General features: G+C 46.7%; 18 protein-coding genes and 8 pseudogenes. 23 read left to right on the forward strand and 3 right to left on the reverse strand.

Annotated features, from left to right (window positions below):
• The first annotated feature begins 15 nt into the window (after positions 1 to 15).
• From rimI to dagF, 13 genes and pseudogenes are all read left to right on the forward strand, one after another.
• Positions 16 to 504, forward strand: a complete 489-nt coding sequence (rimI, locus tag JCM17471_RS03335) for a ribosomal protein S18-alanine N-acetyltransferase (protein WP_404820126.1) — start codon at positions 16 to 18, stop codon at positions 502 to 504.
• 20 nt (positions 505 to 524) lie between these two features.
• Positions 525 to 1,547: a tRNA (adenosine(37)-N6)-threonylcarbamoyltransferase complex transferase subunit TsaD gene (tsaD, locus tag JCM17471_RS03340; protein WP_054776816.1), complete on the forward strand. Its 1,023-nt coding sequence runs from the start codon at positions 525 to 527 to the stop codon at positions 1,545 to 1,547.
• 249 nt (positions 1,548 to 1,796) lie between these two features.
• The gene (locus JCM17471_RS03345; RefSeq protein ID WP_054776868.1) at positions 1,797 to 2,114 is read left to right on the forward strand and encodes a PTS sugar transporter subunit IIB; all 318 of its coding nucleotides are present in this window, start codon (positions 1,797 to 1,799) and stop codon (positions 2,112 to 2,114) included.
• Between the two features lie 184 nt (positions 2,115 to 2,298).
• Positions 2,299 to 2,760: an HTH domain-containing protein gene (locus JCM17471_RS13295; RefSeq protein ID WP_082395193.1), complete on the forward strand. Its 462-nt coding sequence runs from the start codon at positions 2,299 to 2,301 to the stop codon at positions 2,758 to 2,760.
• Positions 2,761 to 2,789: 29 nt separating this feature from the next.
• A complete protein-coding gene (locus JCM17471_RS03350; RefSeq protein ID WP_082395194.1) occupies positions 2,790 to 4,127 on the forward strand; it encodes a BglG family transcription antiterminator in 1,338 nt (445 codons plus the stop codon).
• Between the two features lie 21 nt (positions 4,128 to 4,148).
• Positions 4,149 to 4,487 (forward strand): PRD domain-containing protein, encoded by a 339-nt coding sequence (locus JCM17471_RS03355; protein WP_054776817.1) that lies wholly within the window; start codon positions 4,149 to 4,151, stop codon positions 4,485 to 4,487.
• 12 nt (positions 4,488 to 4,499) lie between these two features.
• Positions 4,500 to 4,862, forward strand: a complete 363-nt coding sequence (locus JCM17471_RS03360; RefSeq protein ID WP_054776818.1) for an SFCGS family glycine-rich protein — start codon at positions 4,500 to 4,502, stop codon at positions 4,860 to 4,862.
• Between the two features lie 12 nt (positions 4,863 to 4,874).
• Positions 4,875 to 5,246, forward strand: a complete 372-nt coding sequence (locus tag JCM17471_RS03365) for a DUF4312 family protein (protein ID WP_054776819.1) — start codon at positions 4,875 to 4,877, stop codon at positions 5,244 to 5,246.
• 1 nt (position 5,247) lies between these two features.
• Positions 5,248 to 6,026, forward strand: a pseudogene (locus tag JCM17471_RS03370) (DUF4311 domain-containing protein).
• 23 nt (positions 6,027 to 6,049) lie between these two features.
• A complete protein-coding gene (locus tag JCM17471_RS03375) occupies positions 6,050 to 6,709 on the forward strand; it encodes a DUF4310 family protein (RefSeq protein ID WP_054776820.1) in 660 nt (219 codons plus the stop codon).
• A 13-nt stretch (positions 6,710 to 6,722) separates the two neighbouring features.
• A pseudogene (locus JCM17471_RS03380) lies at positions 6,723 to 7,836 on the forward strand (amidohydrolase/deacetylase family metallohydrolase).
• The gene (locus JCM17471_RS03385) at positions 7,836 to 8,942 is read left to right on the forward strand and encodes a DgaE family pyridoxal phosphate-dependent ammonia lyase (protein WP_054776821.1); all 1,107 of its coding nucleotides are present in this window, start codon (positions 7,836 to 7,838) and stop codon (positions 8,940 to 8,942) included. Before JCM17471_RS03380 ends, JCM17471_RS03385 begins: the two are co-directional and overlap by 1 nt.
• A gap of 2 nt (positions 8,943 to 8,944) precedes the next feature.
• Positions 8,945 to 9,691 carry a 2-dehydro-3-deoxy-phosphogluconate aldolase gene (gene dagF, locus JCM17471_RS03390; RefSeq protein ID WP_054776822.1) on the forward strand — a complete coding sequence of 249 codons (747 nt, stop codon included), beginning with the start codon at positions 8,945 to 8,947 and terminating at the stop codon, positions 9,689 to 9,691.
• A 107-nt stretch (positions 9,692 to 9,798) separates the two neighbouring features.
• Here the strand turns inward: dagF and JCM17471_RS03395 are convergent.
• Positions 9,799 to 11,735: pseudogene (locus tag JCM17471_RS03395) on the reverse strand (ABC-F family ATP-binding cassette domain-containing protein).
• Positions 11,736 to 11,932: 197 nt separating this feature from the next.
• Between JCM17471_RS03395 and JCM17471_RS03400 the strand changes: the two are divergent.
• Entirely contained in the window at positions 11,933 to 12,595 is a 663-nt protein-coding gene (locus JCM17471_RS03400) for a redox-sensing transcriptional repressor Rex (protein WP_054776823.1), read from the forward strand.
• A 78-nt stretch (positions 12,596 to 12,673) separates the two neighbouring features.
• Here JCM17471_RS03400 and JCM17471_RS03405 read toward each other — a convergent pair.
• A pseudogene (locus tag JCM17471_RS03405) lies at positions 12,674 to 13,730 on the reverse strand (LCP family glycopolymer transferase).
• 295 nt (positions 13,731 to 14,025) lie between these two features.
• Here JCM17471_RS03405 and groES point away from each other — a divergent pair.
• From groES to JCM17471_RS03440, 7 genes and pseudogenes are all read left to right on the forward strand, one after another.
• Positions 14,026 to 14,309 (forward strand): annotated as a pseudogene (groES, locus tag JCM17471_RS03410) (co-chaperone GroES).
• A 21-nt stretch (positions 14,310 to 14,330) separates the two neighbouring features.
• Positions 14,331 to 15,971 (forward strand): chaperonin GroEL, encoded by a 1,641-nt coding sequence (gene groL / locus JCM17471_RS03415; protein WP_263849403.1) that lies wholly within the window; start codon positions 14,331 to 14,333, stop codon positions 15,969 to 15,971.
• A 168-nt stretch (positions 15,972 to 16,139) separates the two neighbouring features.
• Positions 16,140 to 16,493, forward strand: coding sequence for a DUF1827 family protein (locus JCM17471_RS03420; RefSeq protein WP_054776825.1), 354 nt, complete (start codon positions 16,140 to 16,142; stop codon positions 16,491 to 16,493).
• 166 nt (positions 16,494 to 16,659) lie between these two features.
• Positions 16,660 to 18,502, forward strand: a pseudogene (kimA, locus tag JCM17471_RS03425) (potassium transporter KimA).
• Positions 18,503 to 18,763: 261 nt separating this feature from the next.
• Positions 18,764 to 21,344 (forward strand): annotated as a pseudogene (mutS, locus tag JCM17471_RS03430) (DNA mismatch repair protein MutS).
• A gap of 12 nt (positions 21,345 to 21,356) precedes the next feature.
• Positions 21,357 to 23,285, forward strand: a complete 1,929-nt coding sequence (gene mutL, locus JCM17471_RS03435) for a DNA mismatch repair endonuclease MutL (protein WP_054776826.1) — start codon at positions 21,357 to 21,359, stop codon at positions 23,283 to 23,285.
• A pseudogene (locus JCM17471_RS03440) lies at positions 23,285 to 23,837 on the forward strand (Maf family protein). Before mutL ends, JCM17471_RS03440 begins: the two are co-directional and overlap by 1 nt.
• A gap of 302 nt (positions 23,838 to 24,139) precedes the next feature.
• Here JCM17471_RS03440 and JCM17471_RS03445 read toward each other — a convergent pair.
• Positions 24,140 to 24,727, reverse strand: coding sequence for a TVP38/TMEM64 family protein (locus JCM17471_RS03445; protein WP_054776827.1), 588 nt, complete (start codon positions 24,725 to 24,727; stop codon positions 24,140 to 24,142).
• Positions 24,728 to 24,911: 184 nt separating this feature from the next.
• Here JCM17471_RS03445 and ruvA point away from each other — a divergent pair, with 184 nt between their 5' ends.
• A complete protein-coding gene (ruvA, locus tag JCM17471_RS03450) occupies positions 24,912 to 25,490 on the forward strand; it encodes a Holliday junction branch migration protein RuvA (protein ID WP_054776828.1) in 579 nt (192 codons plus the stop codon).
• A gap of 10 nt (positions 25,491 to 25,500) precedes the next feature.
• Positions 25,501 to 26,508: a Holliday junction branch migration DNA helicase RuvB gene (gene ruvB, locus JCM17471_RS03455; RefSeq protein ID WP_054776829.1), complete on the forward strand. Its 1,008-nt coding sequence runs from the start codon at positions 25,501 to 25,503 to the stop codon at positions 26,506 to 26,508.

Below are 26,508 nucleotides of genomic sequence, written 5' to 3' on the forward strand. Positions count from 1 at the left end.
GAGCCGGCACCCGAAATGGAGATTCCGGCACAGACGGTGACCATTAAAGACCGCACTTATCAGATGCGGCGAATGACAGAAGATGATATTGATACGGCGCTGTTGATTGAGCAAGAGATTTATCATGAAACGCCATGGGATCGTTTGGCTTTCCTATCCGAAGTACGGAAGGTGGGGCATTCGATTTATTTGGTGTTGCTCAATGACCATCAAGAAATGGTTGGCTTTATCGGTTGCTGGTTCAGCCGGACAGAAGCCCACGTGACCAACATTGCCATTGATCCGGATTGGCAACACCGTGGTTTGGGGCGGTTTTTGATGCAAGTCATGATTGATAAGGCGAAGTCACTCGGCGTTGAGAAAATGACGCTTGAGGTGCGGGTCGACAATCAGATTGCACAGGACCTGTACAAGCAATTGGGCTTTTTAGCCGGTAAAGTCAAAAGAGGGTATTACGTGGCCGATCACATGGACGCATTAGACATGTGGCTGCCATTGGACTGATCGTGAAAGGAGTTTATTCTGTGGACAAACGTGAATTAATCTTAGCTTTTGAGAGCAGCTGCGACGAAACGAGTGTGGCTGTCATCGAAAATGGGGATAGGATACTGAGCAACATCATCGCTACCCAAATTAACAGTCACCAGCGCTTTGGTGGGGTCGTACCAGAAGTGGCCAGCCGTCACCACGTCGAACAGATTACATTGGTGATTGACGCGGCGCTCAAGGAAGCCGATGTGACTTATGATGATTTGACCGCTGTAGCCGTGACTTACGGGCCGGGTTTGGTCGGTGCCTTGCTGATTGGCGTTTCAGCTGCCAAAGCAATCGCCTATGCGCACCACTTGCCATTGATTCCGGTTAATCACATGGCGGGGCATATCTATGCGGCCCGCTTCGTTAAGCCACTGGAATTTCCACTGTTGGCTTTATTGGTCTCTGGTGGCCACACAGAGCTCGTTTACATGGCCGCTGCTGGTGAGTACGAAATCATCGGCGAAACCCGTGACGATGCCGCTGGGGAAGCCTACGACAAGATTGGTCGCGTGCTCGGTGTGCCATATCCTGCTGGTAAGGAAATCGACCGTTTGGCACATTTGGGCCAGGATACATTTGATTTTCCGCGAGCAATGGTCAAGGAAGACAATCTCGACTTCAGTTTCAGTGGGTTAAAATCTGCCTTCATCAACACGGTGCATCACGCTGATCAGATTGGTGAGACGCTGAATCGAGAAGATTTGGCGGCTAGTTTCCAAGCCGCTGTTGTGGATACGTTGGTGCAAAAGACCGTGAAGGCACTCGAACAGTATCCAGTGAAGCAGTTGGTATTGGCAGGCGGTGTGGCGGCGAATCAGGGTCTGCGTGAGGCATTGACTAACCAATTAGCGATTTCCTCCCCAGATATCGACCTGGTAATGCCACCAATCCGTTTGACTGGGGACAACGGCGCCATGGTCGGTGCTGCGGCGCATGTGGAACTGATGAAGCATCACTTGGCCGATCAAACGCTCAACGCAGAACCAGGTTTGGCTTTTGTGCACGCCTAGTTGATTTCATGAAAGTTTCAATTCGAATAAAATAACGTTAACATTTTATTTTAAGCACGTGTTCATCGCTTTTATAGCGTGACTCACGTGCTTTTTTGACGATAAAGAACGATTTTTGGCATAGACCAATGAAAATTGATGGTTGAGGTGTTGACAGGAATTAGTGAAACCGGTATCATATAGGTATTGATGAAACCGATTTCTGAATTCGATTACATCCAAATAAAGATGATTAAGGAAGTGGCCACCATGGCAGAAAAAACAATTATGTTAGTATGTGCGGCTGGGATGTCAACCAGTCTGTTAGTATCACGGATGCAAAAGGCTGCAGAAGCGGATGGGATCGAAGCAAACATCTTCGCAACAGGGGCATCAGATGCCGACAACAAGTTGGAATCAACTGATGTCGATGTTCTGTTGCTCGGCCCTCAAGTTCGTTTCATGGAAGGCCAATTCAAGACCAAGTTAGCCGATAAGGGGATTCCTGTTGAAGTCATCGACATGAAGGCTTACGGCATGATGGATGGCGAAACTGTCTTACAACAGGGCTTGAATTTAGCAAAGTAAAATTTACGTGATAAGTCTGCCTGGAAAAGGCGGACTTTTTGTGCCCAAAACTGAGTGGTATAAAGATTGTGAATAAAGTATCATATTTATTGCACGATTAATCGTGCAAGACCTTCATCTTGTTTCACTTTTGAAAGCGTTTAATAATGATGGTGTTAGGTACCGAAGAGGAGGGGGTAACCGAATGCAGTTAACAATTCGTCAAAAAGAGATTGTTAAACAACTACTCAATTCAAGTACACCGATTATCACACAAACCCTTGCGGATAACGAGCATGTGAGCGTTCGAACAATTAAATATGATCTCAAAAGAATTAGAGAATGGTTGGGTTATCGTTCAAATGAACTGATTAGTCGCCCACATGCTGGTATCTGGTTTCAAATTGATGCTAATGAAGCACAGAGGCTTCGTCAAGAGGTTGATACAGTGGCCCAAATTGATGATGGATATCTTCGCCCAAGCGATAGAATGCAACTTCTGCTGCTGATTTTGCTCCAGGAGCCGGGGTATATCACAATTCAGCAATTGCAAACGCGTATTAACGTTAGTCACACCACTCTAAAGAATGATTTGCGGAAAATAGGGCAGTATCTGAGCCAATTCCATGTTTCATTAGTCAATAAAACTATTACGGCTTTGAGTTAGATGGTACTGAAGAGAATCAACGAGCGCTCATGGCGCGTGTTCTACAAGATCAACTAAATCGACAAGGATTTCAAAGTGAACTGCTAAGTTATTTCAATCATGATATTGATTTAACACAAACCTTGGTTTTTACGAATGATTTGAATTTAAATCGAGTTTTTAATATTGTGATGCATTTTGTGCTCAAACGAGAAATCATTGTCAATGATTTGAGTCAAATTCTCAATATGATGATTCGATTGGTAATCACGATTAGTCGATTAAGTATTAATCACTTAATGAATAGTCCACAAGAGATTTTGATTAGTGAATTAGACAAAGATTCAGTGGCCTTGATTATAAGGGACAGTCTCCAATACTATGATTTAACTTTGTCGAAAGACGACTACCACTACATCCGGGTAGATCAGGGTGGGACATTATCACAACATACGCAAAATTTAGTTGAAGTGACCAATGCGTTAATTACAGGTGTGAGCCAGGTAACCGGTCATGATTACACATCGGATGGTCAGCTACAGGAGAACTTGTACACCCATTTGGCACAATCGCTTAACAATAATCCAGCAACTTCAGCGTATAGTCCCTTTGTTAAAGATATTAAAGCAAATTATCCGGATCTATTTACTTCGCTGAGTCAAATATGTCAGCAACAATTTCAGGCTCAGAATGACCTTGTAACAGATGGTTTTGTATCCTATATTGCTTTACATTTTCTTGTTTCACTTCAACGAGATTTAAAAGCGCAGCGGAAAGTTCGAATTGTGTATGTTTGTGCCACTGGTCTGGGTGTGACAACTTTGATTCAATCACGAATCAAGGCAACAATTGCTAATGTCGAAATTGCTGGTTTTGCATCGATCAATAACGCAAAATTGGTCACACAGCAATTACATCCGGATTTGGTGATTAGCATTTTTCCATTACCAAATTTTGAGACTCCCGTTATTGAGGTTCAACCATTACCAACTCAGGAAGATTTGACGAGGATCAAAGCAGCAGTGGCAAAGCAGTTAAAAACACCTGAGGAGGCCCTGATGCTGACAAATAATACTGCTGAATCTGATTTGGATGACAATGCGCTTGAGTCTGACACAAAAGCTATTATTTTGATGATGTTTGAAATCACAGGGGATTTGATTACTCGATTACCCCCGATTAAGCGTCAGTACCAGGACGCGTTTCGAATGCATGTTTTCTTAGCAGTGCACCGTATTATGTTTGATCAGCAGTTCGATGCTAATCAATATCATGTGGATACAGAACTAGGTCATATTGTTCAAAAGATTTTTGATCAACATAATCTCAAAATTAACAATTCCGAAATTAATGCACTACTAGAGTATGTGCAGTTAAGTGAAAAATAAACAGAAAGGTTTGTCGTTGAAATGATAACGCTGTCAGATAAAGTTCACGAAATGCTGGACGAAAGTTCAGTGGCTAAAGAGGCTGAGGAAGAGATCATATATGCACTGAACTTGGCAAAACAACAAAATATTCAGTTTACAGAGGTTCAAACAGAGGTACTTGCAAATCATGTAATTGAAATGGTGATGAGATCTCAGTCTGGCGAACAGATGGCCGCAGTAGATCCAGAACTGTTTGCCGAAGTTTCACCCGTTTCGTTGCAAATTGCCCGACAAATAACTGAACATATCGGTCATTTGTCAGAGGCAGAGCCATATGTTTTATCAATTCATTTTGAAGCAGCTCAAAACAAATTATAGGAGGCATTAATCATGGTTAAAGTTGTTATTGCAGATCGTATGGGTAAAGGACAAAACGTTGCAAAAGGTATTGAGGCAGCAGGTGGTGAGGCAATTGTTGTTCCGGGCATGGGTGCTGATATGCGTTTAGGTCAAGTGATGCATAGCGAAAATGCAGACTTAGGGTTTTCATTCTGTGGTAGTGGCGGTGCCGGTGCAATCACAGCTAATACTCAATTCGGTTATCCAGAACGTCATGGCATGCGATCCATTCAAGAAGGAATTACGGCCATTGAGGATGGAAAAACAGTGCTTGGATTCGGATTTATGGACCAAGAAGAACTAGGCAAAAAGATTATGGAAGCGTATCTCAAAAAGTATCCAGAACAGAAATAGGAGGAGACCAATATGGCAGCCATCAATCAGATGCAGGATGTGACCGTTAGGGTTCAAGGTCAAGGTGATACAAAGCAGCAGGCTTTTGCGGCAGCATTGGCGGATATTCAAAAACAATTGGTAGGAAATGAGAGTCAAACAATGCTTCAGATTGTTCCCATCACCGTTACCCCTATTCAGTTAGATGAGAGCATGTATAAAGAACGATTCTTATTCTTCTTTTTTCCGCGAGTGAGAACAATTTACCATGTCATACTTGAAGTGACTGTGCAAATCAACAGTATTGCTCTTGAAACCTTAGCTTTTAATGTGCACAAACAAACATCTCCTGATGAGCTACCTTTGATTCCTAGATTATGGCGTTTAGTTAAGGGAGATGAATAGTGTGAACGTGTTAGTTATTCTTTTTCAATCAGTTATTATTGGTGGTTTAGTTGGATTTGCGACTGGCGTGGGTGCGGCCAGAATGTTCACGGCACCAGCTACTCAAGCACTAGGGGCATTCAGAACATTGGGTGAAATGAACGCCGCAGAAGGCGATCCCGCCTCACATTTCTCATTTGGGTTAGGCTTCTTCTTTAATGCTTGGGCATCAACAGTGGGCGCTGGGGCCTTCACTCAGGATATTACCCATCGTGTGATTCCGAACTGGGCTGCTGCAGCTTTACTTACGAAAAACAAAGATGTAGCTGCAACGGTTCACAATCCTAAAAAATGGGGCTGGTTGGTACTGTTATCGGGATTATTGTTGTTGCATTTTTAAATGTGACTTCCTCCTCGATTCCTGCGTCTCTTCAAGTCACTGCAGTTAAAGTTTTGGTGCCAGCGGCCGATCAGTTGATTAATCTTGTCATGCCAATTCTTTTCTGGCTTGCAGCCATTGATGCCGGTCGTCGGTCCGGTCTGTTTGGTACCGTGTTTGGTGGTATTAGTGCTTTGATCATGGGTAATGCGGTGCCTGGCGTTGTGCTCGGCATTTTGGTTGGTAAGGGTGTTGATGAAATCGGTTGGACTCGCACGACGAAGATCATTCTGATTGCTGCCATTACCTTATTCGTTCTTAGTGGTTTCTTCCGTGGATTCGACTTGAATTTACTCAAATCATTTAATCTTGGCACACCAAATTGGCTAGATCAGTTACATCAAATGATGTCAGTTAAATAATTAAAAGAAAAGAGGAATGAAAAATGGCAGATGAAAATCCAATTGAATCAAAAGATTTTTGGCATGCTGATTGGGGCTTTGTCGTTATCGTTACTATGATGGCAGCCGGTGTTTTTGCCGGGACATCAATGTATTACAACTTTGGTGTTGGTGCTTTTAATGAAGTTGCGATTGTTGCAATGCTGAAGGCTGGTATTGAAGGTGGTTCATACGGTGCGGCAGCAGCATTCGGTGCAAGTTTCCTGTTTGCCCGTATTTTAGAAGGCTCATTAGTTGGTATTCTTGATTTGGGTGGCTCTATTCTTACAGGTATTGGTATTGGGATTCCAGCTATTTTGCTCAGCATGGGCTTTAAGCCGCTAGTCTCAAATTTTGGCTTAGCATTGTTAACAGGCGCAATTATCGGTTTAATTATTGGACTCATTATTTTCTTCGTTCGGAAGTACACAGTGGGGCAATCCCAAGCGACTTTTGGTGCAGATGTCATGATGGGTGCTGGTAATCAAACGGGACGCTTCCTTGGACCATTGATTATTCTTAGCGCGGTTAGTGCATCAATTCCTATTGGCATTGGTTCAACGATTGGTGCAGCATTATTTTATGCTTGGAAAAAGCCAATTCCCGGTGGTGCAATTATTGGCGCGATGGTTATGGGATTCTTCTTCCCAATCGGATTAAAGTAGTGGGGGCATAATTGTGTTTGATGTATATATTAAAAACGGTAAGACAGAACGAAATGAACCTATTGAAGTAGGCTTATTGAATGGAAAAATTAGTGCAGTTGCAACAAAGCTCGAGGGTGCAACAGGTAAAAGGTGATTGATCTCAATCATCAAGCAATCGTGACAGCTGGCTGGATTGATGATCACGTTCACTGTTATGAAAAGTTAACCCTCTACTATGATGATCCTGATTTAGATGGCTATAAGAGTGGGGTTACAACCGTTATTGATGCTGGATCAACAGGTGCCGATAACATCGATGATTTCTATCAATTAACGCAAGCAAAAAGACGAATGTCTATGCCTTGATTAACATTTCGCGGACAGGAATCTTAGCCCAAGATGAACTCGGGGATATTTCCAGGGTGAATAAGCAAGCACTGTTTGATGCTGTAAAACGGTTACCAGAATTTATTATTGGTATCAAGGCACGAGAAAGTCATTCTGTTGTTGTTGATAATGGGATTAAACCTTTGTTGGCAGCGAAGTCATACCAAGCGTTGTTAGGGCACATGCCAATTATGGTGCATGTCGGAGCTAATCCCCCTGATTTAAAAGATATCCTACAAGCCATGAGTAAAGGCGATGTTTTGACTCACGCATATAATGGCAAGGAAAACGGGATGCTCGACAAAGATGGTAATGTCTTCGACTATGTTTATGATGCATACGATCGTGGTGTTATTTTTGATGTCGGCCATGGGACAGACAGTTTTAATTTCCGTACCGCCCAAATATCCCGCGATTTAGGATTGGCACCGAAATCATTGAGTACAGATATTTATCATCGTAATCGTGAAAATGGGCCAGTGTATGACATGGCAACGACCATGGAGAAGATGTTGGCAATTGGCTATACTTTGCCAGAAGTTGTGCGGATGGTAACCTTTGCTCCTGCTGACAATTTCAACTTACTACAAAAGGGTCGCTTACGCCCTGGAGCGGATGGTGATCTTACAATCTTCAGAACGACACATGATGATAAAGTACTGACAGATTCAAATGGCTTTGAAATGATTGGTCATGAGCAGATTATCCCGACTCACGCAATCGTTGCGGGTGAAGTATTTAACTTGGAGGAGAAGTAATGGCAGACGTTTATTCAGAGTATCAACTCAAACATGTAATCAACGCAAGTGGGAAAATGACAATTCTTGGGGTGTCAAAGGTTCCTGAGGTCGCTATTGATGCACAACGGTTCGGGGATACGCACTTCTTTGAAATTGCTGATCTTGTTGATCAAACTGGGGCATTCATTGCCAAGCAATTAGGTGCAGAGGGGGCAGTGGTTGTTAATTCAGCATCCGCTGGTATCGCTGAGGCAATTGCAGGGCTGATTGGTCATGGGGAGCGCTATCATGCATATCATCCTTTTGATACACGGTATCAAAAGCGTGAAATTGTGATGCCAAAAGGGCACAATGTGGACTACGGTGCACCTGAAGAAGTGATGATTGAACTTGGTGGAGGCCACTTAGTTGAGGCAGGCTACGCTAACATGTGTACACCAGAGCATGTCGATATGATGATTACTGATCAGACTGTCGCTGTCTTATATGTTAAGAGTCATCACGCCGTTCAGAAGAGCATGCTGACAATTAAAGAAGCGCTTGATGTTGCGCATGCACATCAATTGCCACTGATTCTCGACGCTGCAGCAGAAGAAGACCTTAAACAATACGTTGATATGGGTGTCGATATTGTTATCTTTAGCGGCGCAAAGGCCCTTGAAGGCCCAGCGTCAGGCCTCGTCTTTGGTAAAAAGCAATATATTGACTGGTTGAAACTTCAATCTGTTGGTATTGGCCGCGCAATGAAGATTGGTAAAGAAAATATTCTTGGATTTACAGCAGCATTGACACATTACTTAGAAGTTGGATCTGAATCTGGCGAGGATATGAAGAAGCGGCTGACACCATTTGTGGATGCACTCAATGACTTGCCACATATTCACGTCACTGCAGTGCAAGATAGTGCAGGCCGGGAAATTTATCGGGCGGCCTTGAGTGTTGATGAAGATAGTCCAAAGAATGCAAAGCAAATCACGACTGAATTGAAGTCCGGCGATCCGGCAATCTATACGCGTGAGTATCGTGCCAATGAAGGTATTATTGAATTTGATATTCGCGCAGTTGATCAAGCTGAGATGGACGCTATTACGAGTCGTTTACAAGAAATTTTAGGAGAGAAATAATAATGAATAAAACCCCAAATTATTACAAAAACCGAGTTGCACTGAATGTGTTAGCAGGCAGCGTGGACAATGCCGAAGAAATTTACAAAGTTGCTGAAGGCCATGTTGTTGTCGGTGTTCTGACCAAAAATTATAGTAGCGACGATGCTGCCATCGAGGATATGAAACGGTATCAAAAAGTTACTGAAAATGCGATTTCAGTAGGTCTTGGTGCGGGCGACCCAAAACAGAGTCAGATGGTGAGCCGTGTTTCAGCAGTTTTACAACCTCAGCATGTTAATCAGGTGTTTACCGGAGTGGGCACAAGCCGAGCTTTGATTGGACAAAATGAGACCGCTATTAACGGTTTAGTTTCTCCAACTGGAAAAGTTGGTATTGTTAACATTGCGACAGGTCCATTGAGTAGCCAACAACCAGCAGCTGAAGTACCAGTTGAAACAGCGATTGCCCTGTTACAAGATATGGGTGCCACTTCATTTAAATTTTTCCCAATGGGCGGCTTAAAGCATGAGGATGAATTTAAGGCTGTAGCAGAAGCTTGTGCAAAGTATGATTTCAACCTCGAGCCTACTGGCGGCATTGATCTTGATAATTTTGAAGAGATTCTTCAGATTGCATTAGATGCTGGGGTTAAACAAGTTATTCCACATATTTATAGTTCAATTATAGATAAAGAGACTGGGTTAACACGCCCTGAAGATGTTGAACAGCTATGGGCTATCACCAAACGACTTGTTGATGCACAGTAACTGAATTAATGGTTTTATCTTGCATGTTCAAAAAAATGTTTTTAATGGTTGTTAATATTTTGAAATTAAAAAACACTTGGCTCATTATCAGGCCAAGTGTTTTTAATTTATTTATTTGTTAACTCTTCCAAATCCAGACTGGTTTGTTCCCACTCTGTCTCAGTTTCGCTCAGTTCTTGATGCAAATTGTCGAGCTTGGTTTGGAGCTCTTGCATCTTGACGTAATCGGTCAAGACGTCGGGTGCGGTCATATCCTGTTCGACTTTGGTGACCGCTTCCTCCAGATCGCTCATCTTGGCTTCAAGACTTTCGATTTCACGCTCGAGCTTGCGCTGTTGCCGCTGATCAGCCTTGGATGCCTGATAGGCGGTTGCGGCCTTAGGAGCAGCTTCCGCTTCAGCAGGTGCCTGAGCGGCTTCAGCCTCAGCCGTTTGTTCCGCCAGCTTCTCTTGATAATAGTCCCAATTACCCAGGTAAGTGGTGCTACCATCGGGTTGAATCGAGATAATCTGTGTGGCGAGTTCGTTGATGAAGTAACGGTCATGTGAGACGAACAAAATAGTACCGTCAAAATCGGCGAGTGCGTGTTCGAGCACTTCCTTACTATTGATATCCAGATGGTTGGTCGGTTCATCCAAGATGAGGAAGTTGTCGTGGTTCATCGCGAGTTTGACTAATTCGAGCCGCGCCTTTTGACCACCAGAGAGTGAGTGCACTGACTTTTGCACATCATCCGCGTCAAACAAGAAGGCAGCCAAGATGCTGCGAATATCTTTTTCCGGTGTGGTGGGATGGTCGTCCCAGATTTCGCTGATGACGGTCTTGTTGTTGTGCAGTTGGGTTTGATCCTGATCGTAGTAGCCTGTTGAGACGTTCGCCCCAAACCGTGCTGATCCAGTCAAAAATGGAATCTGATCGAGAATACTCTTGAGCAGGGTCGACTTACCGACCCCATTTTGACCGATGATAGCGATGCGGTCGTATTTATTGACCTGGAAGTTGATTGGGCCAGCCATGGGTTCGTCGGCTTCGTAGCCAACGGTCGCGTCCCGCACCTGCAAGACCTCATTCCCGCTGGATTTTTCAGGGGTGAACTGGAAGTGCACCGATTGATTGTCGTTGATGGGCCGCTCGATGCGATCCATCTTTTCTAACTGTTTGCGGCGACTCTGCGCCTGTTTGGTGGTACTTGCGCGCACAATATTCTTATCGACAAAGGTTTGCAGCTTGTCGATCTCTGCTTGTTGGCGTTCGTATGCTTTCCACAATTGAGCGGAGCGTTCGGCCTTCTCCTTGAGGTAGCCCGAGTAGTTGGTTTTGTAGTGCTCAGCGTGGTGTTGTGTGATTTCGTAGATTTCGTTGACCACATGATCCAAGAAGTATTGTCATGGCTGACGGTCAAAATAGCACCGTCATAGCCGCGCAGATAGCCTTCTAACCAGTCCAGTGTGGTGATATCCAGATGGTTGGTTGGTTCGTCCAGAATCAACAGGTCAGGCTTTTCGAGCAGTAACTTGGCCAGTGCCAGACGCGAGCGCTCACCACCGGAGAGGTTACTGATGGGCATCTCATAGGTGGCTTCATCGAATTGGAAGCCATGCAACACGGTGCGGATTTCGGCTTGATAGCCGTATCCATTTTGTTCAGCAAAATCATGCTGCACCTGGTCGTATTGCTTCATCACTTGCGCCATAGTGTCATCATCGAGATCAGGGGAAGCAATTTGTGCTTCCAAGTCGTGCATGCGCTGTTCGAGTGCCATCAAGGGTTCGAATACAGTCAGCATTTCTGCAAAGATTGTGCGACTCGAATCAAGGCCTGAGTCTTGTGCTAAATAACCCAAGCGCATGCCTTTGGTTGTCGTTACCTGACCTTCGTCGGGGGCGACTTCACCCGCGAGAATTTTGAGTAAAGAGGTTTTCCCAATACCGTTTGGGCCGACCAATCCGATGCGCGAATTGGTTTGAACTTCAAGGTTAACACCAGCAAAGAGGGTGATGCCATCAAAGCTTCGGCCGACCTGTTGGGCTTGAAGAATAATCACGTTGTTGTTCCTTCTTCCGTTAATAGTGTCTAGGATTAACTATAACATATCTCGCCTTGGATTTTTTGAACCGCATGTGAAAAAAAATTGAACAATCTAGAGCCAATCTCTTGCGTTAAAGGCATAAACCAGTTATGCTGGCTTTACAGTATGTCGGGATATTCACAAGACAAATTCATGGTTAGGAGGGGAGATTCATGGCTGAAGCAGTCATTCCAAAGGCGACAGCAAAGCGACTCCCATTGTATTATCGGTACCTCAACTTTTTAGCAAATTCAGGCACAACTAAGGTTTCTTCCACAGAACTTTCAGAAGCAGTGAAGGTGGATTCAGCCACCATTCGCCGCGATTTTTCCTATTTTGGGGCATTGGGTAAGCGTGGTTACGGCTATGATGTCCTGGCCCTCTTGAAGTTTTTCAAGAAAATCCTCAATCAGGATCGGTTGACCAACGTGGCGTTAGTCGGGGTTGGTAACTTGGGGCATGCCTTACTCAACTATAACTTCCGGCAAGCCAATAACATCCGCATCAGTGCCGCATTTGATGTTGATCCTAATTTGGCGGGCACCATTCAAAGTGGTGTGCCAGTGTATCCGATGGAAGATATGGTGGAACAACTCAGAGAGCAACAAATTGAGATTGTGATTTTAACTGTACCAACGGACGCAGCACAAGGACTCACCGATGATTTGGTTAAGGCGGGCATTAAGGGGATCATGAACTTTACCCCATTGCGTATCTCCGTGCCAGATTATGTTCGCGTTCAGAACGTGGACTTGGCTACAGAATTACAGACATTGATCTACTTCTTGGAACACTACGGGCCAACCTTGCAAGATAAGGATTCAGAAGCAGAATAATCACTAGCAAAAAGGCGCTGTCATCATCCTAAGTGGATGTTGACAGCGCCTTTTGTGTTCATTTCTTTGCAAGTGACTTTATTCTTCAGGATTGAAGATCGTGTAGGTCTGATCTTGGTCACTATTGAAATCAAATGAGGTATTCGCATTATTTTCACGCACGTTTTGATTATTGATGGTTTCAGGTTCCAAATCGAGTGCCTTGCGTAGCTTGTCTGACACGCGTTGCAGTTCCTCAGTCGATGGAATCTGGTAGGAAGCGGGGCCCGGATAGACCCAGGCGTTCTTGCCGGCTAAGTGATCCGATGAGACTGTGGTTGCGGCCGCTCGGTAGTTCTGGAATACCCCTAACATGTCATCAAACTCAGGTTGGTGGCGATGTTTTTGGAGACGGTGTTCAGCAGATCGGTGAAATTACCCAGCGCATCCATTGAGGTGGCCTTCTTCAAAATTGCCTTGATGACCTGTTGCTGCCGTGCCTGCCGACCGTAGTCACCATTGGGATCTTCGTACCGCATCCGCGAGTAGACCAATGCCATTTTGCCATCGAGGTGCATCGGGCCCTTTGTGAAGTGCTCGTTATTTGTGTGATGGCTGGTGAATGAGAATGGCACATTGACATCGATGCCACCAACCGCATCTACAATTTTTCGAGTGCGCCCATGTTGACGGTGAGGAAATAATTGATAGGCACGTTGGTCAGTTTCGATACCGTGTTGATCGCCATATCGGAGCCCCCAACATTATAGGCCGCATTGATCTTTTGCATATTGAAGTGTTCGGTGCCAATCAGTTGCGCCGCCGTATCCCGCGGAATACTGATCATTGTGGTTTTCTTCTTGGCCGGATTCACGACCACCACGATCATGGTGTCGGAATTCCCCTTATCAATTCGGCCATCCGCGCCAGTATCAACCCCGAGGAGCAGGGCGGCAAACGGCTTCTTATCTTTAATGGCCGTTGCCACCTTGCCGTTATTGAGTGTTCGGTAAGTATCCCCCAGTGCATAGCGTGTTTGGCTGTACAGCCGTAACCCATACGCAGCCGCTGTAAACAGGGCGATACTGACAATCATGAGCAGTAGCTTGAGTATCGGCCGAGACTTTGTGGGCCGGTTCTTCATCCGCCTCTCCATTTCATTAACTCCTTTGTCGTGCAATCTTATCTGCCTAGTGTAGCAAAGTTTGCGGAAAAATTGACTTACAGGCCAAATTTGTTGAAATCTTTAAGGAAATTGGCGGCCAATGATTGATTTGATGTGGATGAAAATCTTGTTATTTCGGCCTATTCGTGGATTTTTAGCAATCAACCCGTGAGAGTGCAAATTAAGGGTTGCAATTCAGGTCGAAACTGGGTATCATAGCAGTTGTGGTTAGCACTTGAGAATAAAGAGTGCTAAAAATCAATTTGTTTTAAGTGGAGGGATTGTCGTGTTAAAACCATTAGGTGATCGCGTTATTGTTGAAGTTTTAGAAGATCAAGAAGAAACTGTTGGTGGCATCGTGCTCGCTAACAATGCGAAAGAAAAGCCTCAATCAGGCAAGATTGTCGCTGTCGGCGAAGGCGCATTGAGCCCCGAAGGCAAACGACTTCCTGTTGCCGTTAAAGTAGGCGACGTTGTGATGTATGACAAGTACGCCGGTTCCGAAGTGAAGTATGAAGGTAAGGATTACCTCGTACTCCACGAAAAGATTTGATGGCAATCGCTGAGTAATTAAAAACTATTTTTGAGGTGATAAAATATGGCAAAGAAATTAAATTCGCTGAAGACGCCCGCGCAGCAATGCTCCGTGGTGTCGACAAATTAGCAGATACAGTTAAGACAACAATTGGGCCAAAGGGTCGTAATGTTGTGCTCGAAAAGTCTTATGGCTCACCAGAAATCACAAATGATGGTGTCACAATCGCTAAGGGCATCGAACTTGAAGACCACTATGAAAATATGGGTGCTAAGTTAGTTGCCGAAGTTGCAAGCAAGACCAACGATATCGCTGGTGACGGGACAACCACCGCGACGGTATTGGCACAAGCCATCATTCGCGAAGGAATGAAGAACGTCACTGCCGGTGCTAACCCTGTTGGCATTCGTCGTGGGATTGAACTCGCAACCAATGCGGCTGTTGATGAATTACACAAGATTTCTCACAAGGTTTCCAACAAGAGCGAAATTGCACAAGTTGCTTCCGTTTCTTCTGCTAACGAAGAAGTCGGTCAACTGATTGCTGACGCGATGGAAAAAGTGGGTAATGACGGTGTTATCACCATTGAAGAAAGTAAAGGGATTGATACTGAACTCTCTGTTGTTGAAGGGATGCAGTTCGATCGCGGCTACTTGTCACAATACATGGTGACCGACAACGATAAGATGGAAGCAGACCTCGACAATCCTTACATCTTGATCACAGATAAGAAGATTTCAAATATCCAAGATGTTTTACCATTACTCCAAGAAATCGTGCAACAAGGCAAGGCTTTGTTAATCATTGCTGACGATGTTGATGGCGAAGCATTACCAACATTAGTTCTGAACAAGATTCGTGGGACCTTCAATGTTGTTGCGGTTAAGGCACCTGGCTTTGGTGACCGGCGTAAGGAACAACTTGAAGATATCGCAACCTTGACTGGTGCAACAGTGATCACATCCGATCTCGGCTTAGACTTGAAGGACACCAAGCTTGAACAATTAGGTCAAGCTGGCAAGGTCACCGTGACAAAGGACAACACCACAATTGTTGAAGGTGCTGGTTCTAAGGATGCCATTGAAGAACGTGTCAATATCATCAAGAGCCAAATCGCTGAAACAACAAGTGATTTCGACCGTGAAAAGCTGCAAGAACGTCTGGCTAAGTTAGCCGGCGGTGTTGCTGTCATCAAGGTCGGTGCGGCTACTGAAACAGAATTGAAGGAACGCAAGTATCGGATTGAAGATGCTTTGAATGCGACCCGTGCGGCCGTTGAAGAAGGCTATGTTGCTGGTGGTGGTGTTGCTTTGATCAACACAATCAAGGCTGTCAGTGACCTCAAGGAAACTGGCGATGTCCAAACAGGGATTAACATCGTTCTGCGTGCCTTAGAAGAACCTGTTCGTCAAATCGCGATCAATGCTGGGCTTGAAGGCTCTGTCATTGTTGAACGGATGAAGGGCGAAAAGGTTGGCTTTGGTTACAACGCTGCTACTGACGAATGGGTTGATATGGCTAAGGCTGGTATCATCGACCCTACTAAGGTAACACGTTCAGCATTACAAAATGCGGCCTCTGTTGCAGCATTGATGTTGACGACTGAAGCTGTTGTGGCTGATAAGCCAGAACCAGCCGGTGCCGCTGCACCAGCTGCTGGTGGTATGGATCCTGCTGCTATGGGCGGCATGATGTAATTAAATTAAACACAATCGGGTTTAGAATCGTAGAGCCAGGGTGGTGCCTGGCTCTTTTTTGTGCCTTCGATTTGGTCCGCTAGCTGATATTTTAGAGGCGTTTACGCGCGCGTTAGGCGTGCAAAGTGTTAAAATAAATCCATAGTGAAATAGGGAAAGGATGATATGATGAAATTAATTGAGAATCCCATTCGATTAAATGCCAGTCTTCACAAAATGATTCCAAATACGGTCCGCCACTTGTACGGGTCACGGGCGATTAAATTCTTTACGACGTACACGTTAGGTGCGGTGCATGTCTACTACATCGATGCCTTTTCCCAAATCGATATCGTGATGACCAACGACAGCCGCCGGATTACCGACGATCAAATCAACTTTGTGATTGAGAAGTTGATGCCGGATGTTGCGAGAACCGATATCGAAATCAATCAAGCTGCCAAAGCTGAAATTGAAAGTGAAACTCACAAGAAGTTGAAGAGGTTCAAGGACCTCGTGATTATCGAACACAAAATCGATTAGTGCTGACCGCCGATGCTGCTATTACGCGACATCGGCGGTTTTATAGCTAACAAAAAGTAAGCGTTTATATCGTAAATCACAATTATTTTTAACTTTGATAGAATTCATGGTTCAATTGGGGTAGAATGGCTTCTGTTTGAGAGAAATTCAATATTTTCTAAAGTGAATGGAGTTCATAAAATATGTCACAGTTAAAACGGATTTTATTGGGCGACCATTGAAATCCTCTGAGGAAGGCGGGCAGAAACTTACCAAGTTTAAAGCGCTCGCCATGTTATCCTCTGATGCATTGTCATCAGTCGCTTACGGGACCGAACAAATTGTCTTGGTGCTGACGACCTTGTCTGCAGCCGCAATCTGGTATTCATTACCGATTGCTGCGTTTGTTTTAGTCTTATTGATCTCACTCACGTTATCGTATCGCCAGATATTCATGCTTATCCAAGCGGTGGCGGTGCGTATGTGGTTTCTAGCGAGAACCTGGGTAAGAATGCCGGGTTGGTCGCTGGGGGCTCGTTGTTGATCGATTACATGCTAACGGTGGCGGTTTCCATATCCGCGGGCGCGAGGCCATCACATCGGCCATTCCGGCGCTTTACGGGCATCAAGTCGCGATATCGCTGATCATTATCGTCATTTTGACCGCAATGAATCTGCGGGGGATGAGCGAATCGGCGTCGTTCCTGATGATTCCGGTCTATCTATTCGTCATTACGATCACGATTATGATTGTTTGGGGGATTTATCAAATCGCGACAGGTGCCATTCCATTTAAGGCGACATCTGTTGTCGGCGCGGCGGTGCCTGGGATTTCCATGGCGTTAATCTTCCGTGCCTTCTCGAGTGGTTCCAGTTCGCTGACCGGGGTTGAAGCAATCAGTAACGCGGTCCCATTCTTCAAGAAGCCACGTGAAAAGAACGCGGCAGCGACACTGGCAATCATGGCGGCCATTCTTGGCTTCTTCTTTGCCGGGATTACATTCTTGAACTACTGGTACGGTATTGTGCCCGTCGCAAAAGTAACCGTGCTCTCACAAGTCGCGAAAGCAACCTTTGGCGGCAGCGGCATCATGTATTACGTGATTCAACTGTCCACGGCCCTGATTTTGGCCGTGGCTGCTAATACCGGTTTCTCAGCGTTTCCCGTGTTGGCCTTCAACTTGGCTAAAGACAAGTTCATGCCGCACATGTATATGGATCGTGGCGATCGGTTGGGTTATTCTAACGGGATTTTGACGCTGGCATTTGGCTCTGCCATCTTGATTGCCATCTTCCAAGGGAGCACCGAACGCTTGATTCCGCTGTATGCGGTCGGCGTGTTCATTCCGTTCACGCTGTCGCAATCAGGGATGATTATTCACTGGTGGCGCCATCGCGGTAAGGGCTGGATCAACAAGAGCCTGGCTAACTTTACCGGGGCTTTGATCTCATTTGCCATCTTAGTCATCTTGTTCGTTTATCGCTTGCCAGATATCTGGCCATTCTTCATCATCATGCCATTGCTGATCTTTGTCTTCTACAAGATTCGCGATCACTATGACAAGGTGGCCGCACAATTACGCCTGCCCGATGACATTGCCATGCATCAATACGATGGTAGTACCGTTATCGTGTTAGTCGGTAATGTGACACGGGTTACCCGCGGCGCGCTGAACTACGCGCAATCGATTGGTGATTACGTCATTGCGATGCACGTCTCGATGGATGAGAATCCAAATAAGGAACAGGAGACACAATCTGAATTCAGGGAAGACTTCCCGAATGTGCGGTTTGTTGACCTGCATTCCTCATACCGGTCAGTCGAAGGTCCTGTCATTCGCTTCGTGGATATCATTGCGCGAAACGCGGACAAACGGAACTTTACGACAACCGTCTTGATTCCACAATTTACGCCAAAGAAACCTTGGCAAAATATCTTGCATAACCAGACCAGTTTGCGTCTGCGGGCTGCGTTTGCGAGTCGCGAGAACATCATTATTTCAACCTATAGTTACCACTTGAAAGAATAGTTGAAGATGTGACAAGTAGAAATAGGAGGCTGTGACGACCCGTAAGGGTGCTGTCACAGCCTCCTGTTTCAATTTCCGAACAAATAGATTAATCCTCCCACTCAAAGCGTCTTTTGTCACAACTTCATTTTTGCCACCGGCCCGAAGCGCTTGTTCATTAATGCGCCTTCTTGCCGTTAGGACAGTCTGTTGCTACAATAGGTCAAAGAAAGTCAAGAAAGTAAGGGAGACACACATGCCGCAAAAACCAGTGAAACACCGATGATGCAGCAGTATCAGGCCATCAAGGATCAATATCCTGATGCTTTTTGTTTTATCGTATCGGTGACTTCTATGAATTATTTTATGATGATGCGATTAAGGGCGCGCAACTGCTCGAATTGACGCTCACGGCGCGGAATAAAAATGCGGATGATCCCATTCCTATGGCGGGTGTACCGCATCATGCAGCCGCTAGCTATATCGATATTCTGGTGGATCAAGGCTACAAGGTTGCCATCTGTGAACAGGTGGAAGATCCTAAGCTCGCAGTGGGGATGGTCAAGCGTGAGGTGGTCCAATTGGTCACCCCAGGGACCACGATGGATATCAAGGCGGGCGCTGCGAAGTCCAATAATTACCTGGCTGCGGTACTGGCCTTGCCGTCCGGTTATGCGTTCGCTTATACCGATTTGACGACCGGTGAACTCAAGGTCACCACGCTTCCGAGTCGGTTTGCGGTGCAAAATGAATTGGCTGCTTTGAGCAGCAAGGAAATCGTGATTGACCCCGCTCTCAGTGAGGACGACCAAGCCGCTTTCAAGCAGGGCGACCGGCTTCTCTCCGTTCAACCTGATACGGGTGCACAAGCCGAGGCGAGTTATGTCGCGCAGGACTTGGCTGATGCTGATCAAGTCGCTGTTGTTGAGCGCTTGATGCAATATCTCTTGATTACCCAAAACGGGGCCTGGCCCACATTCAAAAAGCGGTGGCCTATCAGCCATCAGCTTTCCTTGAAATGGATCAGGACGCGCGCGCTAACTTGGATATTCTCTCGAACAGTCGGACCGGCAAAAAGGCAGATACGTTACTGTGGCTGCTGGATGAGACCAAGACCGCCATGGGTGGCCGCCTCTTGAAGCAGTGGTTGGAGCGCCCATTAATCGACATGGTGGCGATTAATCGCCGCCAGCAACAGGTTCAAGCACTGCTCGATCATTTCTTTGAACGCAGTGAACTGCAAGAGCGCTTGACCAAGGTTTATGATCTGGAACGTTTGGCAGGCCGGGTGGCGTTTGGTACCGTCAATGGCCGAGACCTGATTCAGCTGCAGACCTCACTGGATCAAATTCCAGCGGTGCAAGATATTCTGTTGCGTTTTGAGGATGACAGTCTCACCTCATTGGAAAAGGCCATTGATCCGGTCAGCGATATTGCCAATCTGATTCGTCGCGCAATTGAACCGGAGGCACCGATCTCAGTGACCGAGGGCAATCTGATTTTGCGCGGTTATAACGAAAAGTTGGACAATTATCGCGACGTAATGGCCAACAGTAAGCAATGGCTGGCTGAGCTGGAAGCCTCCGAACGTGAGGCAACCGGCATTCACAACCTCAAAATTCGCTACAACAAAGTCTTTGGCTACTATATTGAGGTCACCAAGGGCCAACTGGCGAATGTGCCAGAGGGACGTTACGAGCGCAAACAGACGTTAACCAACGCGGAACGCTTCATCACGCCGGAATTGAAGGAGAAGGAAACCCTGATTCTGGAAGCTGAGGAGTCCGCAACAACATTGGAATACACCTTGTTCCAAGAAATTCGCGAACAGGTGAAGGCCCAGATTGAACGGCTGCAAAAATTGGCCGCGCAGATTGCCACGTTAGATGTCTTACAGAGTTTTGCCGTCGTTGCCGAGAACCAACACTATGTGCGGCCAGTGATGCACGCGGGGACGCACGCGCTTGATATCAAGAATGGCCGACACCCAGTGGTTGAGAAGGTCTTGGGTGAACAACAGTATATTCCCAATGATGTCGTGATGGATGATAATGTCGACATGCTCCTGATTACGGGACCCAACATGTCGGGTAAGAGTACCTACATGCGCCAACTCGCGCTGATTGTGGTGATGGCGCAGATCGGTTCTTTTGTGCCCGCCGATCAAGCCGACTTGCCCGTGTTCGATCAAATCTTCACTCGCATTGGGGCGGCAGATGATCTGGCTTCAGGTCAAAGTACCTTCATGGTTGAAATGTTGGAGGCTAACGCTGCCTTGAGTCACGCGACAGCATCCAGTTTGATTCTGTTTGATGAGATTGGTCGCGGGACAGCGACGTATGATGGGATGGCACTAGCCCAAGCCATCATCGAGTATCTGCACGACCACGTGCATGCCAAGACGCTGTTCTCAACGCATTATCACGAACTGACAGGACTTGAGACCACGCTCGACAAACTGCAAAATGTCCACGTTGGTGCCGTTGAGGAACACGGTAACTTGGTCTTCTTGCACAAGATGCTAGCAGGTCCTGCAGACAAGTCATATGGGATTCATGTCGCCAAACTGGCGGGATTACCAGATGACCTGTTAACGCGTGCCGACAGTATTTTGTCGGACCTTGAAGGCGACCAGGATGTCACAACGCCACACGTTGCGGCTGTTCAAGTCGAAGAAACGCAGCCTGAGGACAGTCAAGTCGAAGAAGAAACCGGGCAACTAGATCTTTTTGAGCCAGAGCCCGTTCAACAGAACAAGTCTAATCCGGTATTGAAGAAATTAAGTCAATTCGATCTCTTGACGGCCACGCCAATGGATGCGATGAATCTGATTTATCATTTACAAAAACAATTAAAGAAGTGATCTTATGGCAAAATTCATCAACTTTCGGTTGATTTGAGCAACCAGATCGCTGCCGGTGAAGTGATTGAACGTCCTGCATCGGTGGTCAAGGAACTGGTTGAAAATAGTATTGATGCGGGTGCCACTCAGATTGATGTGCGCATTCAAGATGCAGGTCTCAGCCTGGTTCAGGTTCAAGACAATGGCTCCGGAATTGAGGCGGAAGATGTGCCCACCGCATTTCTGCGGCATGCCACATCCAAAATTCTGACGACTCGGGATTTATTTAATGTGCATTCACTGGGGTTCCGCGGTGAAGCGCTGGCTAGTATTGCCGCGGTGGCCAAGGTGCAATTGGAAACGGCCACTGAGTCAGGTATCGGCACCAAGGTCGCTGTCGAAGGCGGTCAAATGGAAGAGCCACAGACCGTAGCGGTGCGTCCAGGGACCCAGATTAAGGTGCAGTCGCTGTTCTACAACACCCCAGCGCGGCTCAAATATGTGAAGTCGCAACAGACTGAGCTGGCCAAAATTGTGGATATCTTGAATCGATTAGCGCTGGCCAATCCACAGATTGCATTCACATTGCGGAATGATAATAACCTGATGCTCAAAACAGCGGGCCATAATGATTTGCAACAGACGCTTGCCGGTATCTATGGCGTGAATGTGGCAAAAGCCATGGTGGGTATTGAAGCCGAAGACCTCGATTTCAAGGTGACTGGGTACACGAGCCTGCCGGATACAACTCGCGCCAGCCGTAACTATCTGTCACTGATGATTAACGGTCGCTATATCAAGAATTATCAATTGACCAAGGCACTCATTGCCGGCTACGGCTCTAAACTGATGGTTGGTCGCTATCCCGTTGCGGTTCTCGATATTCAGATGGACCCGTTGTTGGTTGATGTCAACGTGCATCCGACGAAGCAAGAGGTGCGGTTGAGCAAAGAGGATCAGCTCGGAGATCTGATTGAACAGGCGGTCCGGCAACGGTTTGCACAACAGAATTTGATTCCAGACGCTTTACACAATCTTCAAAAGAGTAAGCCGCTCGACATGGATCAACTCGCGCTTCAAATGAATGCGGTGAGTGCGCCGATTCATGAGGCACCGGCACGCGAAAAAGTGGTATCGCCACCAACGCCAACACCGACTGAAGAGCCACGGGTTGAAGAAGATACCAGCACAGATCCCGATTATGGGTTAGACATCACGCAACTGGATGGCACCTCGATTTTTAAGGAACCAGAGCGTCTCGCAGCGTGGGATGACAAATACAACCGTGAGCCGGCCACACAAGTCTCACCGGAACCGGTTGTTGAGGAACCGATTCATGAGCCACAACCGACGGGATTTCCAGAGCTTCGGTTCCTGGCCCAGATGCACGGGACGTTCCTGTTGGCAGAAGGCCCGGATGGGTTTTATATCGTGGACCAGCATGCGGCACAGGAACGGGTCAATTACGAGTACTATCGGCAAGCCATTGGTGAGGTCAGTAATGATCAACAACGCTTATTGGTCCCAATCGTCTTGGATTATCCAGCCAGTGATGCAGTTAGCATTCGGGAACACCGTGAATTACTCGCGGATGTTGGTGTGATTCTGGAAGACTTCGGTCAGAACACCTTTATCGTCCAGAGTCATCCAACCTGGTTTAAGGAAGGGCAAGAAGAGGCCACGATTCGCGAGATGATTGATTGGGTATTGAAGGATGGTCGCATCAGCGTGGCCAAGTTCCGTGAAGCCACAGCCATCATGATGAGTTGTCGCCGTGCCATCAAGGCCAATCACCATCTGGATGCGGCACAGGCCAGTGCATTGCTCACGCAGTTGACAACGGCAGAGAATCCTTACAACTGCCCGCACGGTCGGCCCGTATTGATTCATTTCTCAGATAACGATCTCAATAAGATGTTCAAACGAATTCAAGACAGTCATGAAAGTGGAGTGTGGGAATAATGTTTATTTTAGCCAGTCAGTCGCCACGGCGGCAGGAATTGTTGCAACGCATTGTGCCGGCTTTTGAAGTGAAGCCAGCCAAGATTGATGAGCGAGCGCTCCCCGTGCTGCCACCAAGAATACGTGCAACAACTTGCGACTGCAAAAGGAGAGGCACTGGCCAAAGATTATCCCGATGCGACAATTATTGCGGCGGACACGATGGTCAGCTTCCATGATGAGTTGTTGGGTAAGCCAAAGGACGAAGCCGATGCCCGGCGGATGCTTCAAGAACTCAGCGGTCAAACACATCAAGTCTATACTGGTCTGTATGTGCACCTGGGTAATCAGGTGGTCAAGACAGCGGTGGTTCAAACCGATGTCTTGTTCTGGGACCTCGATGAGGCGATGCTTGAGACTTATCTTGAAACCGATGAATATGCCGATAAGGCTGGAGCGTATGGGATTCAGGGTGATGGTGCGCTATTGGTCAAAGAAATCCATGGTGATTTCTATAACGTGATGGGTCTACCTATCAGTACCCTGTATCGCATGCTGACAAATGAAATTTAGTGTATTAAAAAGAGAGCCATCGCACAGGAAGTTGTGTGATGACTCTCTTTTTTTGTAATGACAAGGGTGTCGGCTGTTCGCGCTCTAAACGTGTTCACCCACACTGCCTGTTCCGCCTAACAACACTAGCGCCAATTGCATAACCCGCAATTATTGCGCTAGTCCCGTTAGTGCTCACGCTCTAAACGTGCTCCCATTCCTAACAATCTCCGTCCAACTCGCTTTTCGCACATGGCACAGACCAGCCATGTCCATCAAAGCCCGTTAGTACTCGATTGTTGATCAGGAATGGTCACACTCTGCTACAGTCCCAGCCAGTGCGCGCCCGTCACGAGAATTAAGCTGTAGGCCGCAATGGTGATTGGCTTACCCAAGACGATAATCCAAAAGAATCGGCGCCAGGTCATTTTGGTGAGCCCGGCCAACAGACATAAAATATCATCGGGGGCCACAGGAAGGACAATGGCGAGGCCGAATAACCAGTCAAATTTGCGTTGATTTGTGGTATAGCCGATGTAGCGGTCATAGGTCTTTTCAGAAATAATGTGTAGAATAAATGGTTTACCATATCGGCGCGCCAACCAGAAGTTGATAAGCGAACCGATCGTGATGCCGATGTCGTTGTAGACAAAGCCCCACCAAGGGCCAAATAAAATGACACCGGCAGCGGTGCTGATTCCGCCGGGGATGACGGGAATCACGACCTGAATGATTTGAATCAAAATAAAGATGAGTGGCCCGAGTAAGCCGGAGTGATTGAGGTAGTTTTGGAGCGTCGGGATATCATCGAACAGCCCCAAATTGAACCAGTAAATCGTCAGGGCAACTGTTGCCCCAAGTGTGACGACTGTCATGAGATTGATTAGCCGCCGTGATGTCACTGAAGACATGGCTTCACCACCTTTTGTTATATTTTACCAGAGCATGTATGCGCTTGACTAGAACCGGTGTTATGATTGAATGCGATGTGTCATCACTGAATCACATTTGCCGCGACAGTTCCGGCATTGGCTCACAATTAGGTACATAATATGCTACAATAGACCAAACATACGTGCTGTGGAGTTGAAAATAATGTACGAATATCTTACTGGTCAAGTTGTTGACCGCTTTCCATCCTATATCGTGCTCGATGTGCAGGGTGTAGGTTATCGGTTATTGGTTGGCAATCCTTATGCGTTTGCTGAAAAACAAGCCATGACCGTTTATGTGCAACAGATCATTCGCGAGAACGATCAGAGTCTATACGGCTTTCAAACCGCGGACGAAAAACGCATGTTCAATCAACTGTTATCGGTCACTGGGATTGGTCCGAAATCCGCACTCGCGATTTTGGCCAACGGCGATCAACAGACACTGAGCAATGCGATTGCAGAAGAGAATATCAACTTTTTGACCAAGTTTCCGGGTATTGGGAAGAAGACCGCTTCTCAGATTGTATTGGATCTGAAAAACAAGGTTGAACAGCCGAGCCTGTTGGATGAACCAACAAGTGATGTGCCGACTGCGCTAGCTGATGCGTTGGCCGCATTGAGTGCGCTGGGTTATTCCGATCGTGAAGTTGCAAAAGTTGAAAAGGCATTACTGAAAGAGGCTGCACTATCAACCGATGAGTACCTACGCACCGGCTTGCGGCTTTTGACCACTAAGTAGGGAGGAAATCATGGCAAATGATGAACGTCTAGTTGAACAAGAGCCGGCCAGTTCGGCTGAGACGGTAATCGAGCAGACCTTGCGCCCCAAAACGCTTGCGCAATATATCGGGCAAACGGCAGTGAAGAATCAGCTCGACATCTATATCACCGCCGCCAAGAAGCGTGAAGAGTCACTTGATCACGTGTTGCTGTACGGCCCACCTGGGTTGGGTAAAACGACATTGGCTTTAGTTATCGCTAATGAGCTGGGTGTGAATATCCGCACGACTAGCGGTCCCGCCATCGAGCGGCCAGGAGACTTGGTTGCGTTACTCAATGAATTACAACCAGGTGATGTGCTCTTTATCGATGAAATCCATCGCTTACCTAAAATTGTCGAAGAAATGCTGTATTCCGCGATGGAAGACTTCTATATCGATATCGTGGTGGGTGAGGGACCGACCGCACATCCGGTACATTTCCCGTTGCCACCATTCACCCTGATTGGGGCGACAACGCGCGCTGGGGTGCTGTCGGCACCATTGCGTGATCGCTTCGGTATTTCGGCACACATGGCCTATTACACCGATGAAGAATTGACGCAGATTGTGTTCCGATCTGCCGATGTGTTTGATCTCACCTTAGAGGATCAAGGTGCTCACGAAATCGCACGGCGATCGCGTGGTACGCCACGGATTGCCAATCGCCTGCTCAAGCGCGTGCGCGATTTTGCGGATGTGGCGGATGCTCAAACCGTGTCGCTCGATATTGTGCAGCACGCGCTGACGCAGCTGCAGGTGGATGCACGAGGCTTGGATCAAATCGATCGTAAGCTGCTCGCACTGATGATTCGCGATTATAATGGCGGCCCGGTTGGGTTGAATACCATTGCCGCAAATATCGGCGAAGAACGCGCCACAATTGAAGAAATGTATGAACCTTATCTGTTGCAAATTGGCTTTTTGAAGCGCACCCCGCGTGGGCGGATGGCGACACAAGCAGCTTATGAGCACTTGGGATTACCATATAACAACTAA

This window comes from Lacticaseibacillus saniviri JCM 17471 = DSM 24301, assembly GCF_001311785.1.
Classification (GTDB): domain Bacteria; phylum Bacillota; class Bacilli; order Lactobacillales; family Lactobacillaceae; genus Lacticaseibacillus; species Lacticaseibacillus saniviri.